Annotated in this window: 15 protein-coding genes; 6 read left to right on the forward strand and 9 right to left on the reverse strand. The window is 68.8% G+C overall.

Annotated features, from left to right (window positions below; genetic code table 11):
* Window positions 1-107: 107 nt before the first annotated feature.
* On the forward strand, window positions 108-1133 hold the full coding sequence (locus ACXDF8_RS10405) for an alpha/beta hydrolase (protein WP_457223167.1): 1026 nt from the start codon (window positions 108-110) through the stop codon (window positions 1131-1133).
* A gap of 10 nt (window positions 1134-1143) precedes the next feature.
* Window positions 1144-2553: a mycothione reductase gene (gene mtr, locus ACXDF8_RS10410; protein WP_457223168.1), complete on the forward strand. Its 1410-nt coding sequence runs from the start codon at window positions 1144-1146 to the stop codon at window positions 2551-2553.
* 113 nt (window positions 2554-2666) lie between these two features.
* On the opposite strand, the gene ACXDF8_RS10415 is transcribed toward mtr, so the two are convergent.
* The 5 genes from ACXDF8_RS10415 to ACXDF8_RS10435 all read right to left on the reverse strand — a co-directional run bounded on the left by ACXDF8_RS10415 (window position 2667) and on the right by ACXDF8_RS10435 (window position 5687).
* A complete protein-coding gene (locus ACXDF8_RS10415) occupies window positions 2667-3407 on the reverse strand; it encodes an energy-coupling factor ABC transporter ATP-binding protein (protein ID WP_457223169.1) in 741 nt (246 codons plus the stop codon).
* Window positions 3404-4180 (reverse strand): cobalt ECF transporter T component CbiQ, encoded by a 777-nt coding sequence (gene cbiQ, locus ACXDF8_RS10420; RefSeq protein ID WP_457223170.1) that lies wholly within the window; start codon window positions 4178-4180, stop codon window positions 3404-3406. Before cbiQ ends, ACXDF8_RS10415 begins: the two co-directional genes overlap by 4 nt.
* Before the next feature lie 4 nt (window positions 4181-4184).
* A complete protein-coding gene (locus ACXDF8_RS10425) occupies window positions 4185-4532 on the reverse strand; it encodes a PDGLE domain-containing protein (protein WP_457223171.1) in 348 nt (115 codons plus the stop codon).
* Window positions 4529-5215, reverse strand: a complete 687-nt coding sequence (locus tag ACXDF8_RS10430) for an energy-coupling factor ABC transporter permease (protein ID WP_457223367.1) — start codon at window positions 5213-5215, stop codon at window positions 4529-4531. Before ACXDF8_RS10430 ends, ACXDF8_RS10425 begins: the two co-directional genes overlap by 4 nt.
* 139 nt (window positions 5216-5354) lie before the next feature.
* Window positions 5355-5687 carry an ArsR/SmtB family transcription factor gene (locus tag ACXDF8_RS10435; RefSeq protein ID WP_457223172.1) on the reverse strand — a complete coding sequence of 111 codons (333 nt, stop codon included), beginning with the start codon at window positions 5685-5687 and terminating at the stop codon, window positions 5355-5357.
* A gap of 78 nt (window positions 5688-5765) precedes the next feature.
* On the opposite strand from ACXDF8_RS10435, the gene ACXDF8_RS10440 reads away from it, so the two are divergent.
* Window positions 5766-6476 carry a zf-HC2 domain-containing protein gene (locus ACXDF8_RS10440; protein ID WP_457223173.1) on the forward strand — a complete coding sequence of 237 codons (711 nt, stop codon included), beginning with the start codon at window positions 5766-5768 and terminating at the stop codon, window positions 6474-6476.
* Between the two features lie 5 nt (window positions 6477-6481).
* On the opposite strand, the gene ACXDF8_RS10445 is transcribed toward ACXDF8_RS10440, so the two are convergent.
* Window positions 6482-7168, reverse strand: a complete 687-nt coding sequence (locus ACXDF8_RS10445; RefSeq protein ID WP_457223174.1) for a DUF5134 domain-containing protein — start codon at window positions 7166-7168, stop codon at window positions 6482-6484.
* A 133-nt stretch (window positions 7169-7301) separates the two neighbouring features.
* Here ACXDF8_RS10445 and ACXDF8_RS10450 point away from each other — a divergent pair, with 133 nt between their 5' ends.
* Complete coding sequence (locus tag ACXDF8_RS10450) at window positions 7302-9236, forward strand: cytochrome c oxidase assembly protein (RefSeq protein ID WP_457223175.1); 1935 nt, start codon at window positions 7302-7304, stop codon at window positions 9234-9236.
* Between the two features lie 177 nt (window positions 9237-9413).
* Here ACXDF8_RS10450 and ACXDF8_RS10455 read toward each other — a convergent pair whose 3' ends face one another.
* Window positions 9414-9650: a heavy-metal-associated domain-containing protein gene (locus ACXDF8_RS10455; protein WP_457223176.1), complete on the reverse strand. Its 237-nt coding sequence runs from the start codon at window positions 9648-9650 to the stop codon at window positions 9414-9416.
* A 5-nt stretch (window positions 9651-9655) separates the two neighbouring features.
* Complete coding sequence (locus ACXDF8_RS10460) at window positions 9656-11944, reverse strand: heavy metal translocating P-type ATPase (protein ID WP_457223177.1); 2289 nt, start codon at window positions 11942-11944, stop codon at window positions 9656-9658.
* A gap of 249 nt (window positions 11945-12193) precedes the next feature.
* Here ACXDF8_RS10460 and sigC point away from each other — a divergent pair, with 249 nt between their 5' ends.
* Both sigC and ACXDF8_RS10470 read left to right on the forward strand, forming a co-directional pair.
* Complete coding sequence (gene sigC / locus ACXDF8_RS10465; protein ID WP_457223368.1) at window positions 12194-12748, forward strand: RNA polymerase sigma factor SigC; 555 nt, start codon at window positions 12194-12196, stop codon at window positions 12746-12748.
* Between the two features lie 37 nt (window positions 12749-12785).
* Window positions 12786-13253, forward strand: a complete 468-nt coding sequence (locus ACXDF8_RS10470) for a hypothetical protein (RefSeq protein ID WP_457223178.1) — start codon at window positions 12786-12788, stop codon at window positions 13251-13253.
* Here the strand turns inward: ACXDF8_RS10470 and zwf are convergent, their stop codons facing one another.
* Window positions 13254-14768, reverse strand: coding sequence for a glucose-6-phosphate dehydrogenase (zwf, locus tag ACXDF8_RS10475; RefSeq protein WP_457223179.1), 1515 nt, complete (start codon window positions 14766-14768; stop codon window positions 13254-13256).
* Window positions 14769-14793 lie beyond the last annotated feature (25 nt).

Raw genomic sequence — 14793 nt, forward strand, 5'->3', positions numbered from 1 at the left:
GTGGCGGCTGTACTGATACTCAGATTATCCCGACCGGGACCGGACTATTCGCGGGAGTCGGCAGCGCCACACCACCGGCGCCCGAGCCCGAGGTTATGGTGAGTGCCGTGACGGCTGCGCAGACCGACTGGGCTGACGACGTCCTACCCGGCTTCGTGCAGACCACCATGGCGATGGGGCCCGACCCCGACGGCGAGGGTGAGCTGTTCGCCACCCTGGTGCGTCGCGCCGGCGGCGAGCCGGCCGCCCACACCGTGCTGGCAGTGCACGGGTTCACCGACTACTTCTTCAACACCGAGCTGGCCGACCACTTCACCGCCGCCGGGTGCCGGTTCTACGCTCTCGACCAGCACAAATGCGGCCGGTCCTGGCGCGAGGGGCAGACCCCGCACTTCACCACCGATCTGGCGCGCTACGACCGGGAGTTGGAGCGGGCGGTGGCGATCATCGGGACCGAGAATCCACATGCCAGCGTGCTGGTCTACGGGCATTCCGCCGGCGGGCTGATCGTGTCGCTGTGGCTCGACCGCGTACGCAAGCGGCGGGCCACCGCGGCGTTGTCCCTGTCCGGTCTGGTGCTCAACAGCCCGTGGCTGGACCTGCACGGCCCGGCGATCCTGCGCACCCGGCTGACCTCGACGACGATCGGCGCGCTGTCGCGGGTCCGCAAGACCAGCGTGGTCCGCGGCACCGGCAAGGGCGGGTACGGGTTGACGCTGCACCGCGACTACCACGGCGAGTTCGAATACAACCTGCAGTGGAAACCGCTGGGCGGCTTCCCGGTCACTTTGGGCTGGATCAACGCGATCCGGCGCGGGCACGCGACGTTGCACCGCGGACTCGACGTCGGCGTACCCAACCTGATCCTGCGCTCCGATCACAGTGTCACCGAGACTGACGACGCGACGACCATGCAGCGCGGGGACGCCGTGCTCGACGTCAGCCAAATCGCCCGCTGGGCGGGGTGCATCGGCCACCGGACCACGATCGTGCCGGTGCACGACGCCAAGCACGACGTGTTCTTGTCGCTGGCGCAGCCAAGGGCCGCCGCCTACCGTGAACTGGCCAGCTGGTTGGCTGTCCATCTCGAGCAGTTCGAAGCGGCGCCGTCGAATTCAACCGGCCTTGGGTAAGGGGAATTCGTTGCAGCACTTCGACATCGCGATCATCGGAACGGGCTCGGGCAACACCATTCTCGACGAGCGCTACGCCGGGAAGAAGATCGCGATCTGCGAGCAGGGCGTGTTCGGCGGCACCTGCCTCAATGTGGGCTGCATCCCGACCAAGATGTTCGTCTACGCCGCCGAGGTCGCCCAGACTGTCAGGGAGGCAGCACGATTCGGGGTCGACGCGCACATCGACGGGGTGCGCTGGACCGACATCGTCTCGCGGGTCTTCGGCCGCATCGACCCGCTCGCCGCGGGTGGCGAGCACTACCGGCGGTCCTTACCCAATGTGACCGTCTACGACTCGCATACGACGTTCGACGGGCGCGGCGACAACGGCTACCGGCTGCGCACCGAGGGCGGTGAGGATTTCACCGCCGAGCAGGTGGTCATCGCTGCCGGGGCGCGCGCGATGGTGCCCGACGCGATCGCCGGATGCGGGGTGGCCGTGCATACCAGCGACACCATCATGCGCATCCCGGCGGTGCCCGAGCATCTGGTGATCGTCGGCGGCGGCTTCGTCGCGGCGGAGTTCGCGCACGTGTTCTCGTCGCTGGGCAGCCGGGTCACCATCGTCATCCGCGGTGCCGCGATGCTGTCGCACTGCGACGACACGATCTGCGAACGGTTCACCGACATCGCCGGCAAGAAGTGGGAGCTGCGCAGTCACCGCAACATGATCGGCGCGCACCAGGACGGTTCGCAGACCGTCGTTGAACTCGACGACGGCTCGACCGTGCGAGCTGACACGGTGCTGGTGGCCACCGGCCGGATCCCCAACGGCGACCTGCTCAACCTCGAATCGGTGGGCGTGGACGTCGAAGACGGCCGGGTGGTGGTCGACGAGTTCCAGAGGACAACGGCGCGAGGCATTTTCGCGCTCGGCGACGTGAGTTCGCCGTATCAGCTCAAGCACGTCGCCAACCACGAGGCCAGGGTGGTCAAGAACAACCTGCTTGCCGACTGGGACGACACCGAGGCTCTGATGCCCTCGAATCATCGGTTCGTACCGTCGGCGGTGTTCACCGATCCGCAGATCGCCTGCGTCGGATTGAGCGAGAACGAAGCGCGCGCAGCCGGATACGACATCAGGGTCAAGATCCAGGACTACGGCGACGTGGCGTACGGCTGGGCGATGGAGGACACCACCGGCATCGCCAAGATCATCGTCGAGGCCGGCTCCGGGACCATCCTGGGCGCGCACATCATGGGCCACCAGGCGTCGTCGTTGATCCAACCGCTGATCCAGGCGATGAGTTTCGGGCTGACCGGCCAGGACATGGCTCGGGGCCAGTACTGGATCCATCCCGCGTTGCCCGAGGTCATCGAGAACGCATTGCTGTCGTTGTGCGGCGAGCCGCCCTGGCCGCCGGCGCGCCGGCACTGAGGCTCACCCCCCTTCCGCGAGTTGGGGGCACCCCCCGAAGGCTAGCGAGCAGACACAAACTCATACGAATTTGGTCAATTCCATAGAAGTTTGCGTCTGCTCGCGGTCTGAAACTAGCGCGCGGGAACGGTGAAACCCCACGGCAGTTCGAGGCGGTGGGCGGCCAGCAGCTCGCTGTCCGAGAGCACGACGCCGACGCTGTCGTCGGCCACCACCACCCCGCCGTCGAGGATGATCGCCCGGTCGCACAGCTGCGCGGCGTAAGGCAGGTCGTGGGTGACGATGATCATGGTGGCGGGCAGCGTCGCCAGGGTCTGGGCAAGTTCGCGGCGCGCCACCGGATCGAGATTCGCCGACGGCTCGTCGAGCACCAGGATCTCGGGCTCGCAGGCCAGCACGGTGGCCAGGGCGGCCCGCCGGCGCTGTCCGCCGGACAGGTGCGCGGGGCTGCGGTCGCCGAGCTCGGTCATCCCGACCGCGTCCAGTGCGGCATGCACGCGGGCGGTCAGCTCGTCGCCGGTCACCCCGAAGTTGGCCGGCCCGAATGCGACGTCCTGGGCCACGGTCGGCATGAACAACTGGTCGTCGGGGTCCTGGAACACCAGCCCGACCCTCCGCCGGATGTCACGAAGCGATTTGCGGTTCAACGGTATTCCGCTGATCTCGACGGTGCCCGAGGTCGCCGACAGCACCCCGTTGAGATGCAGCATGAGGGTGGTCTTACCCGCCCCGTTCGGACCGAGGATGGCCACCCGCTCGCCGGGGGTGATGGTGAGGTCGACACCGTCGAGTGCGCCGTGTCCGTCGGGATAGCGGTAGTGCAATTGCTCTACCCGGACCGCAGGCGTGCTCACCGCGCCACCCAGGCCGAAGCAGCCACCACCGCGGCCGCGGCAGCGGGGATCAGTGCGCCGGCCCATTGCCCGCCCGAGGCCTTGGGCCCGGCCCCGACGATCGCCAGCTCGGGCACCCTGCCGTCGAACCCCCGCGATGTCATCGCGAGATAGACGCGCTCACCTCGCTCGTAGGACCGCAGGAACAACGCCCCGATGCCCTTGGCGATCGCGCCGGCCTGGTGGAGGGCCCGCGGCGAATCACCCCGGGAAATCCGGGCCATACGCATCCGAGCGACCTCGGCCGAGAGCAGGTCGATGTAGCGGATCATCAGCACGAGCATAGAAGTCACCAGGCCCGGCATCCCGAGCCTGCTCAGCGCCAGGGGCAGCTCCCGGGCCGACGTGGTCGCGGCCACCGTCAGCGACGCGGCCACGCCCAGGGTGCCTTTGACGACGATGCCCCACGCCGCCCACAGTCCCGCCACCGACAACTGCAGGCCCGCGAACTGCACCCGGTCACCCCCCTCGGCAAACGGCAACAGCACCGCCAGCACGATGAACGGCGCCTCGATGAGCATCCGGGGCAGGATCCAGCGCAACGGGATTCGCGCTACCCGCCACACCACCAGCACGATCGCGGCGTATGCGGCGAAGGGCCAGATCATCTCCCGCGGCGTGGCCACCACGGCTAGGACAAAGGCCACCAGTCCGACGACCTTGACCTCCGCGGGGGCGCGGTGCACCACCGAATCCCCGTCCCGGTAGAGGGGATGGGAGTGCCCGGCACCCATGCGCTCAGCCCTTCGAGCGGCGGGTGCGCGCGATCAGCCAGAACGCGCCGCCCGCGATGCCGAGCACCACGACGGCCCCGATGATCCCGGCCAGTCCGCCGGTCGCAGGGTGGCCGAACACCGTGTAATCGGCCAGCGGCGACAGCGACATCGGGTGCGTGCTGGCGTGCTGGGCGATGCAGTTGCCGGTCAACACCTCGCCGTGATCGGTCTGGGTTACCTGGCATCCGCGCAGGGTCGCCGAGTCCAGTCCGTCGGGATTCTTGCTGGCGAAGTAGGACACCACCCCCGCAATGAGCAGGATCGCCACTCCGAAGCCGGCCCAGAACCGCCAGTGCATGCGAAGACTCATACCGGCACCGCCGTCCGGGCCTGGCTGCGGCGCAGCAGGTAGACCAGATCCGGGCGGGAGCGGGCCACGGCGAGCACGGTCAGCGCGGTGATGACTCCTTCCCCGATGCCGATGAGCGCGTGGGTCCCGAGCATGTAGGCGGCCACTGTGCCCAGCGACGTGGGCGCCGCCCCGCCGAGCGCGTATTCGATCACGAAACCCATTGATGCACACATGGTTCCAACGAGCGCGGACACGAATGCCACAACCCCGAGCGTGCTGATCGATGGATCGGTCCGGCGCCGGCGGGCCAGCGTGTAGAGGAGGACGGCCGTCGAGTAACCGGCCGCGACACCGATCAGGGCCATGTTGGTGATGTTCATCCCGAGTGCGGTCACCCCGCCGTCGGCGAACAGCAGCGACTGCACCACCAGCACGATCGTGATGCACAGCACGCCGGTGTATGGGCCGACCAGGATCGCGGCCAGCGCACCGCCGAGCAGGTGTCCGCTGACGCCGGGCAGGATCGGGAAGTTGATCATCTGGACCGCGAAGATGAAGGCCGCAACCAGCCCGGCCAGTGGCACGGTGCGCTCATCGAGTTCGGTGCGCGCCCGCCACCCGCAGAACCCCACCACGGCAAGGGCGAATAGCGCGAAGCACACCGATGTCGGCGCGTTGACCAGGCCGTCACTCATGTGCATGGCCTTCAGTTCGACGCTCAAGCGTGCCTCCTCGCGATGGGCCCGGCACCCCCGGTCCCGGGGACGAGCCTAGTGCGCAGAGGTAATAGGTGTCTACATGTTCAGATAATCGAGTGAGTCATCACAGTGATTCGGTGACTCACTCCGCATGCGCGGCACCGATCCAGTGCAGCAGGTCATGCACGGTGTGATCCTCCAGCCGGTAGCTAACCTGCCGACCGACCCGCGTCGAGGTCACCCAACCCTGTTGGCGCAGCACTCGAAGCGCTTGGGAGACAGCGTTCTCCGACCGCCCGACCGCGGCGGCGAGATCGCCGACGCAGATGCCGGGCGCGCGGTGCAGGCCGAGCAGAATCTCCAGCCGATGCGGGTCGGATAACAGATCGAAACGCTGGGTCCAGCCGGTGATGTCCACATCGGCCAGCGCGGAGGACGCACGCTGGACCTTGACCTCGTCACCTGGCCCGTCCATGCCTAGGAATCTAGCCCAGCGGGCCTGCGGACCTCAGGACGCTGGAACAATCCCGCCCGGATACGCGACTATAGGATCGTGGACTGCGATGTCGCCCGTGAGGCGTTGTCAGCCCGGATCGACGGCGAACGCGAACCCGTTCCCGCTGCCCGGGTCGACGAGCATCTGGCCACCTGCGAGGACTGCCGCTCCTGGCACGCCCGCGCGGTGGACCAGACCCGCCAGCTGCGGCGCCTGGCCGGCCGTTCACAGGTGGCCGCCGTCGCGGCACCCACCCCTCGGCCCGCCGCAGCGGCACACCCGCCGAGATGGCACCGAATCGCGTTGGCAGCGGTCGGCGTCGTGCAACTGGCGCTGGCCGTTGCCCAGGCCTTCGGCGCGAACATCGGCACCTCGGCCGGCGGGCACCACGCGATGATGGGCGGGCACCTGCTCAACGAATCGACGGCGTGGTCACTGGCATTGGGTGCGGTCATGATCGGCGCTGCCGCGCGGCCGACCGCGGCAGCCGGGTTGGCCGGGGTGCTGGTGGTGTTCGCCGTCGTCCTCACCGGCTACGTGGTCAGCGACGCGATGTCCAGGGCGGTGAGCCTCGATCGGATGCTCAGCCACCTGCCCGTCCTTGCCGGGGCGGTGCTGGCCCTGCTGGTGTGGCGCGACGACCGGGCCGGCGGACCACAACCGCGATCGGACACCGCTGCGGCGACCGACGAATTAGTGTTGCCCGACAACGCGTCCCGGGGACGCCGGCGTGGACACCTCTACCCCACCGACGGCTCGGCGGCCTGAGCCTTCTACAGCATGACCCCGAACATGATCGCCATGCCGGCGGCCATCATGGCCTGGCACAGAATCCCCAGCGGGTGGCCATTCCCGCGGGTATGCCCCATCCGCACCGTCAAGTAGCGGTAGAGCCAGAACACCGCGGCCACGGCGAACCCCACGGTGCACACCCAGTTCAGCGTCGCGATGTAGGCGGCCGGCCCGCCGCCGGACCCCGCCGGGAGTGTCGGCGAGTCCATACCACTCATGTCCATGTCACCCATGTCCATGCCCGGCATGTTCATGCCCGCATGCCCGGCATGACCCGACCCACCTGCCGGGGCCGAACCGGATGCGGCGTCCGACGACTGACCGGGCAGCAAGCCCCCGTTCATCACTGCGTACATCCAGGCCATCGCCAGCATCATCAGCGCGTGATAGGCCCCGGCGATCCGATGACCGGCGGCCTGCGGAGTCAGGGTCACGCCGACGAACCAGGCGGTAGCCAGCAGGAAGAACACCATAGGCGCCACGGTCGGCAGGTCCGCACCCCACGGCCAGGCCATCACCGCCATTGCCACCGCCATGACGGCGTGCAACACATGCCCGACGACGTTCGGCCACCGCCGGTGCCCCACGGCCAGCGAGAACAAGCATTCGGCGGCACTGATCACGAACAGGAGGGTCACGACCCACCGCAGTGTGAGATCTCCGATCACCGGTAGTCGCTCCCTTCCTTGCGCACGTCACCAGTAGTCGATCTATCGCACCAGAAAGTTCCCACCACTGCGACTCGACTACGACAAGCAGTCGTAGACTGGGGCCGAGATATGGGGGTGAAAGGCCACGACGATGGAGTCCACCCAGACACGCACCCGGCCGGCCGCCCGGTGGATTCTCGGCGGCTACGCCGTCCTGCTGGCCGCACTGGCCGGCTATGCCCTGGCCTCCGGGGCACGCCGGTTCACCGAGACCGGTGATTCCTTCCCCGGCACCGTCACCAGCCTCACCGAGGTCCTCGGTCACTTCACCGCAATGCTGGCGGCCGCGATCTGCCTGGGGTCGCTGACCTTCGTCGTCGTCACCGCCACACCCGACGATCGCGGTGTGCTCGATCCTTCCTCGTTCCGGGTGCACCTGCTGGCCGAACGACTGGCACTGCTGTGGCTGGCCGCGGCGCTGGTGATGGTGCCGGTTCAGGCGGCCACCGATGCCGGGGTCCCGGTCGCCCACCTGGTCGGGGCGGGTGGGCTGCCCAGCGCGATCGGCGCCTCGGAGATGGCCCGCGGCTGGATCGTGGCCGCCGTCTTCGCCGCCGTCGTGACTGTCGCATTGCGGCTCACCGTCCGGTGGAGTTGGCATGCGGTGCTGTTGATTCCGGCCTTCGTCGGGCTGATCGCGGTGCCGGTCACCGGCAATGCCGGCCAGGGACCCGACCACGACTACGCGACCAGCGCCGTCATCGTGTTCACCCTCGCCGTGGCCGTGCTCACCGGGATGAAGGTGAGCGCCGCGCTGGCGCCACCGGAGCCCGCGCTGCGGCGCCGGCTACTGGTCATCGAGGTGATCGCCGGCGCGGTGGCGCTGGTCTACGGGGCGCTGTTGCTGGTGCTGCTCATCGGCCCTCCCGGCCTGACCGGGTCGGATTACGGCCGCTGGGGCATGGCTGCCGCGGGGGCCCTGCTGGGCTCCTGGCTGCTCGACGTCGCCCGACTACGGACCGGACGCGGCACCGGCGGCCTGGCCGGTGCGCTGGCCGCGATCGGCGTCGTCGGGGCCGTCTCGGCGATGGCGATCCAGACCGCACCGCGGCTGTTGGCCCACGAGTTCACCGCATGGGATGTGTTCCTCGGCTACCAATTGCCGGCCCTGCGCGCCGTGCGATTGCTGACGGTGTGGCGGTTCGACGTCCTTCTCGGTGTGGCCGCGGTAGCCCTCGCCGCGGCCTACGTCGCCGGCGTGCTCCGGCTGCGCCGCCGCGGCGACAGGTGGCCACCCGGCCGGCTGATTGCGTGGTTGTTCGGTTGCTCTGCTCTGCTTTTCGCCACTAGCTCGGGCGTTCGGGCGTACGGCTCGGCGATGTTCAGCGTCCACATGTCCGAGCACATGACGCTGAACATGTTCATCCCGGTGTTCCTGGTGCTGGGCGCCCCGATCACCCTGGCGCTGCGCGCCCTGCCCGCCGCCGGCGCCGACCACCCACCCGGACCACGGGAATGGCTGTTGTGGATGGTGCATTCGCCGGCATCCCGGTTCCTGTCACACCCAGCGACGGCCTTCGTGCTGTTCGTCGGCTCGCTGTACGCGGTGTACTTCACTCCCCTGTTCGACACCCTGGTGCGCTACCACTGGGGTCACGAATTCATGAGCCTGCACTTCTTGATCACCGGATACCTGTTCTTCTGGGGCATCATCGGCATCGACCCCGGCCCGAAGCGACTTCCGTTCATCGGGCGCCTCGGGATGCTGTTCGCGGTGATGCCGTTCCACGCCTTCTTCGGCATCGCGACGATGACGATGGACTCGGTGCTCGGCGGCACGTTCTACCGCTATCTGGACCTGCCCTGGGTGTCGAGCCTGGTCGACGATCAGCACCTCGGCGGCGCGATCGCGTGGGGATCGAGCGAACTGCCGGTCATCGTGGTCGTCGTGGCGCTGGTCGTGCAGTGGGCCAGGCAGGACCGGCGTACCGCCGTCCGCAGCGATCGGCACGCCGACGCGCATTACGACGACGACCTCGACGCCTACAACGCGATGCTGCGGGAGCTGTCGAAGTCCCGCCGGTGACTCAGGGCGTCAGCTCACCTTCGACATCTGCTGCCCGCAGCACGTCTCGGCATGATCGGTGGCCGAGGTGCAACAGGGGCACGCCTTCTCATAGACGATCGCGGCCCCGCATTGACCACACTCGTAACGTTCTCCGGCTATACGCGACATTGTTGTCTCCTCTCGTCGACGGATGGTTCATCCTGACAGCTGACCCGCGCCCACGACGGTGTAATCGCCTTCCTCGGCAAGTGCGGCGCGTACCTGCTCGAGGCTGAGGCCGGAGTCGGCGACGACGCGCACCATCGACGGCCCGTCGGTGCCCAGATCCACCTCGACGGCGCTGACGCCGGGCAGCGCACCCAGCGCGTCGCCGACGGTGCGCACACAGCTCTGGCAGTGCAGGCCGTCGACGGTGAAGGTCTGCTCGGACATGGGATCTACCTTTCGGATGACGGATGCCCGCGGTCGACATTGCGCAACCGCAGGCTGTTGGAGACGACGAAAAATGACGAGAACGCCATGGCCGCACCGGCGATCAGCGGGTTGAGCAGTCCGGCCGCGGCGATCGGGATGGCCGCCACGTTGTAGCCGAACGCCCAGAACAGGTTCACCCTGATCGTGCGCATGGTGGCCTTGGCCAGGTCGAGGGCCTGCGGCACGATGTCCAGGTCGTCGCGGACCAGGATGATGTCGGCAGCGCCGATCGCCACGTCGGTGCCGCGGCCGATGGCCAGGCCCAGATCCGCCGAGGCCAGCGCCGGGCCGTCGTTGATGCCGTCGCCGACCATGGCAACCACCCGCCCCTGGCCACGTAGCTGCTCGATGACGTCGACCTTGCCGTCGGGCAGCACCTCGGCGATCACCTCGTCGATGCCCACCTGGGCGGCCACCGCACCGGCGGCGGCGGCGTTGTCGCCGGTGAGCAGCACGGTGCGCAGTCCCCGTTGGTGCAGGGCAGCCACCGCGTCGGCCGCGGAGTCCTTGACCGCGTCGGCGACAGCGATCGCACCGCATACCTGACCGTCGACAGCAACGAAAACCACTGTCTCCCCGCGGGATTCAGCAGCACAGCGGGCGGATTCCAGTTGGGCGTCCGGCATGGCCTGTCCGGTGACCCAGGACGGCCGGCCCACTATGACGCCGCGGCCCGCGACCACGCCGGTGACGCCACGCCCGGCGTGCGACCGAAAGTCGTCCACCGAACGCCGGTCGTCGGTGGCGGCGACGACCGCGATCGCGACGGCATGTTCGGAGGCGGTCTCCACCGATGCGGCCAGCGCCAGCACCTCCGCGCGCTGCCAGCCCTGCGCGACGGTCACCGCCGTCACTGTGAGGTGGCCGGTGGTCAGGGTGCCGGTCTTGTCGAACACGACAGTGTCCACGGCGCGGATGGCTTCCAGCGCGCGATAGCCCTTGAGGAAGATGCCCAGCTGGGCACCGCGCCCGGAGGCCACCATCATCGCGGTCGGGGTGGCCAGGCCCAGAGCACACGGGCAGGCGATCACCAGGACGGCCAGCGCCGCCGAGAACGCGCGGTCGGCGCCGGCGCCGGCGGCCAGCCACGCCGCCGCGGTCAGCACCGCGATCACGAACACCACGGGCACGAACACCCCGGCGATGCGGTCGGCCAGTCGCTGGGCGTCGGCCTTCTGCGCCTGGGCTTCCTCGACCAGTCGCACCATCCCGGCGAACTGGGTGTCGGCACCGACCGCCGCGGCCTCGACGATGAGCCGCCCGTCGAGCACGACGGTCCCGCCGACGACGCGCCCGCCCGGATGGGCCCGGGCCGGCTTGGCCTCGCCGGTCATCGCGCTCATGTCGACTGCGGCGCTGCCCTCGACCACCAGCCCATCGGCGGCGATGGTCTCGCCGGGCCGGACCACGAAGCGCTGCTGTTCTTTGAGTTCGTCGGCCGGCAACACCATCTCGCTGCCGTCGGCGAGCAACACCGAAACGTTTTTGGCACTCAGCGCCGCCAGCGCCCGCAGCGCGCTACCGGCGCGCGACTTCGCCCGCGCCTCGAAGTAGCGTCCGGCCAGGATGAACACCGTCACGCCGGCCGCGACCTCGAGATAGATCGCGTCGCTGCCCACCAGCGCCTGCCAGATGCCGCGTGTCCGGCGATCGTGGTGGGTGAAGAAGATCGTGGACAACGACCACACCGTGGCAGCGGTGACACCGACCGAGATCAACGTCTCCATCGACGCGGTGCCGTGCCGGGCGTTGCGCAGGGCCACCCGGTGGAACGGCCACGCTGCCCAGGTCACGATCGGCAGGGCCAGCGCCGTCAGCACCCACGCCCAGCCGGTGAAACGAGTGCTCGGCACCACGGCGAACATCACCGACAGATCGGCCAGCGGCACGAACAGCACCGCGGCGATCGCCAGCCGCCGCAGCAAGCTGCGGGCCAGCGCGTCGTCCGGATCGGGCGGTTCGACCGTCGAGGCCGCGCGGGGGGCCGCCTCGTAGCCGGCCTTGCGGACCACCTCGCACAGGTCGTCGGTCGCCACGGAATCGGGGACGTCGACGCTGGCGACGCGGGTGGCGTAGTTCACCGACGCGCGCACGCCGTCGAGTTTGTTGAGTTTGGTCTCGACCCGCGCGGCGCACGCCGCGCACGACATGCCGGACACGTCGAGTTGCACTCGACGGGCGACGCCGGGGTCCGGGACAGGAGCGACGTGCGGCGCGTCCGGGGTGGGACCACCCACGACAGAAGTCGTCATAGTCCTCCTTGGCCCTCCTTGGCTCGGTCGCGGCCGCCGCCACCGGCGCACCGGCGGACAGGGTCCACGTCCCATGGTCGGCTGCGCGGGTCCCCGAGTTCCCGGCGACCCGACATTTCCTGCCGCTGACGGCCGCTGGTGCGGTAGCGGCACCTGCGTCCAAAATACGCCGCTACGGTGTCGACGAACCGACGGCGAAGGGCGCCGACGCCCTGGACGTGTGGCTCACCTCGCGATCCCCTACTCTGACTGACCGTGGGCGAACCCGACGATCAGGTGACTGTGCTGGCCCTGGCTGCCGGTCGCGGCGACCGTGCGGCGCTCGAGGCGTTCATCAGGGCCACTCAGCGCGATGTCTGGCGCACCGTGGCCTTCCTCGGTGATCCCGGTCACGCCGACGATCTGACCCAGGAAACGTTCCTGCGGGCGCTCGGGGCGCTGCCCCGGTTCTCCGGCCGGTCATCGGCACGGACCTGGCTGCTCTCGATCGCGCGCCGGGTGGTCGTCGACCAGATTCGGCGCAACCAGGCCCGCCCTCGCACCGGCTATGGGATCGACCTGGACCAAGTGCTCGACACCCGGCCCAGCGCAGCGCGTTTCGAAGACATCGTCGAGATCCGGATGCTGCTCGACGGGCTGGACGCCGACCGGCGCCACGCCCTGATGCTGACCCAGGTGATCGGGCTCTCCTATGCCGAGGCCGCCGAGGTGTGCGGGTGCCCGGTGGGCACCATCCGCTCCCGGGTGGCGCGGGCCCGCGAAGAGCTGATGGCCGCCGCCCAGCGCGACGATCGGCTGGCCTGACCGGGAACCACCGCACGCGACTCGACGACCATTGAGCATGCCCAACAGCGACATCGAAGTGATGCTGTACCGGATCGGACAGCGTGTTCTCGACGACGTCTGGATCAGCCGGCGGACCACGGTCGTCGCCCTTGGCACGTCGGTAGCGCTGGGCGGCGCCGCGACGGCGGGCTGGCTGACCGACACCCACGGCGTGTGGATCTCACGCGTCGCGGTCGCGCTGTTCGCGCTGATGTCCGCCGTGTCGTCGGTGGCGTTGTGGCGGCGACGATTTCGGTGGTGCTGCGCAGCCGCCTATACCGGCGGGCTGTCGACGGTCGTCGGCCTCGGGGGCATCTGGTGGCACCAGACGGCACCCGCGGCGATCTCCCCGGGACCCTCGGTATGGATGGTGGTCGGTGTGTTGTGCGCCGCCGCGTTGACCGCGGGTTGGCTTCGGCTCATCCTCACGCCACTGGTGGCGTCCCAGCCCGACAGCCGGGCCGGTGCCGCGGCCGCCGTCTGATCAGGCGTCGGCTTTCTTGTCCCGCCAGGCCCGTTCGAAAGGCAGCCGCCAGGCGTTCGGGGCGATGAGTTGGTGGATGGCATTGGGCCCCCAGGTGCCCACCGGGTAGCTCTTGCACGGGGGTGGGTCGTCCAGCAGCCGCGCCGACCGATCCCACAGCGACTCGATGCCCTCGGCGGTGGTGAACAGCGTGTGGTCACCACGCATCGCGTCCAGGATGAGCCGTTCGTAGGCCTCCAGGACGTCGCCGACGGAGTCGGTCTCGCGGGTGGAGAACTGCATCGACAGCTTGTCGAGCTTCATCCCGGGCCCCGGGCGCTTGCCGTAGAACGACAGCGACACCTTGGACTCGTCGGCCAGATCGAAGGTCAGATGGTCCGGGCCCTCGGATCCGACGCCGGAACCAGGCGGGAACATCGTGCGCGGCGCTTCCTTGAAGGCGATCGAGATGATCCGCTGCCCCTCGGCCATCTTCTTGCCGGTCCGCAGATAGATCGGCACTCCTGCCCAGCGCCAGTTGTCGATTCCGACCTTGAGAGCGATGAACGTCTCGGTATCGGAATCCCTTGCTACCCCGACCTCTTCCCGATAACCGGTGTACTGGCCGCGCACGACGTCGGCGGGGTCGATCGGCAGCATCGACCGGAAGACCTTGTTCTTCTCCTCGCTGATCGCCCGGGGTTCCAGGGCGGTCGGCGGCTCCATCACGACGAAAGCCATCACCTGCAACAAGTGCGTGACCACCATGTCCTTGAACGCGCCGGTGCTCTCGTAGAAGTTCGCGCGGGCATCCAGACCGAGCTTCTCGGGGATGTCGATCTGGATGTGGTCGATGAAGTTGCGGTTCCAGATCGGTTCGAAGAGCCCGTTGGCGAAGCGGAACGCCAGGATGTTCTGCGCCGCCTCCTTGCCGAGGAAGTGGTCGATGCGAAAGATCTGCTCTTCGTGGAACGTTTCGTGGACGAAGTCGTTGAGTTTGATGGCGCTGGCCAGGTCGGTACCGAACGGCTTTTCCATCACCACTCGTGAGCGCTCCACCAGGTCGGCGTCCCTGAGCGTGGTGATGACCGACTGGGCGGCTTTGGGCGGCACCGACAGGTAGTGCAGTCGCCGGACGTCGGGACCCAGCAGCGCCTCGGCGGCCAGCACCGCGTCGGCCAGGGCCTGCGGCCCGGCGTTCTGCGGGACGTAGGTGACGCGTTCGGCGAAGTGCGCCCACTGCTCGTCGTTGAGTTTGCGGCTGCCGAACTCCTCGACGGCCGCCTTGGCGATGGCGAGGAACTGCTCGTCGGTGTAGTCCTCCAGCGACGTGGCGACCAACCGGATGTCGGGGGCCAGCGCGGACTCCTCGAGGTAGGCCAGCCCCGGTATCAGCTTGCGTTTGGCCAGGTCACCCGTCGCCCCGAAGAGCACGATGGCGTGGGGCGCGAGGGTCTCGAGGTCACGGCGGTGCGGCCGGGCACCCGCGGCGGGGTAGGCGATGGTCGGCAATTTGTCGGTGGACACACCGGGCATGATCGCACCCCGAGATGACCGGTGC

The sequence above is a fragment of the Mycolicibacterium sp. CBM1 genome (assembly GCF_054073305.1).

Excerpts from the sequence above, each read along its gene's own strand:
- cbiQ (WP_457223170.1), bottom strand. The coding sequence starts at position 4,180 with ATGGGTGCCGGGCACTCCCATCCCCTCTACCGGGACGGGGATTCGGTG.
- ACXDF8_RS10425 (WP_457223171.1), bottom strand. The coding sequence starts at position 4,532 with ATGAGTCTTCGCATGCACTGGCGGTTCTGGGCCGGCTTCGGAGTGGCG.
- ACXDF8_RS10430 (WP_457223367.1), bottom strand. The coding sequence starts at position 5,215 with ATGCACATGAGTGACGGCCTGGTCAACGCGCCGACATCGGTGTGCTTC.
- ACXDF8_RS10435 (WP_457223172.1), bottom strand. The coding sequence starts at position 5,687 with ATGGACGGGCCAGGTGACGAGGTCAAGGTCCAGCGTGCGTCCTCCGCG.
- ACXDF8_RS10450 (WP_457223175.1), top strand. The coding sequence starts at position 7,302 with ATGGAGTCCACCCAGACACGCACCCGGCCGGCCGCCCGGTGGATTCTC.
- ACXDF8_RS10455 (WP_457223176.1), bottom strand. The coding sequence starts at position 9,650 with ATGTCCGAGCAGACCTTCACCGTCGACGGCCTGCACTGCCAGAGCTGT.
- ACXDF8_RS10460 (WP_457223177.1), bottom strand. The coding sequence starts at position 11,944 with ATGACGACTTCTGTCGTGGGTGGTCCCACCCCGGACGCGCCGCACGTC.
- ACXDF8_RS10470 (WP_457223178.1), top strand. The coding sequence starts at position 12,786 with ATGCCCAACAGCGACATCGAAGTGATGCTGTACCGGATCGGACAGCGT.
- zwf (WP_457223179.1), bottom strand. The coding sequence starts at position 14,768 with ATGCCCGGTGTGTCCACCGACAAATTGCCGACCATCGCCTACCCCGCC.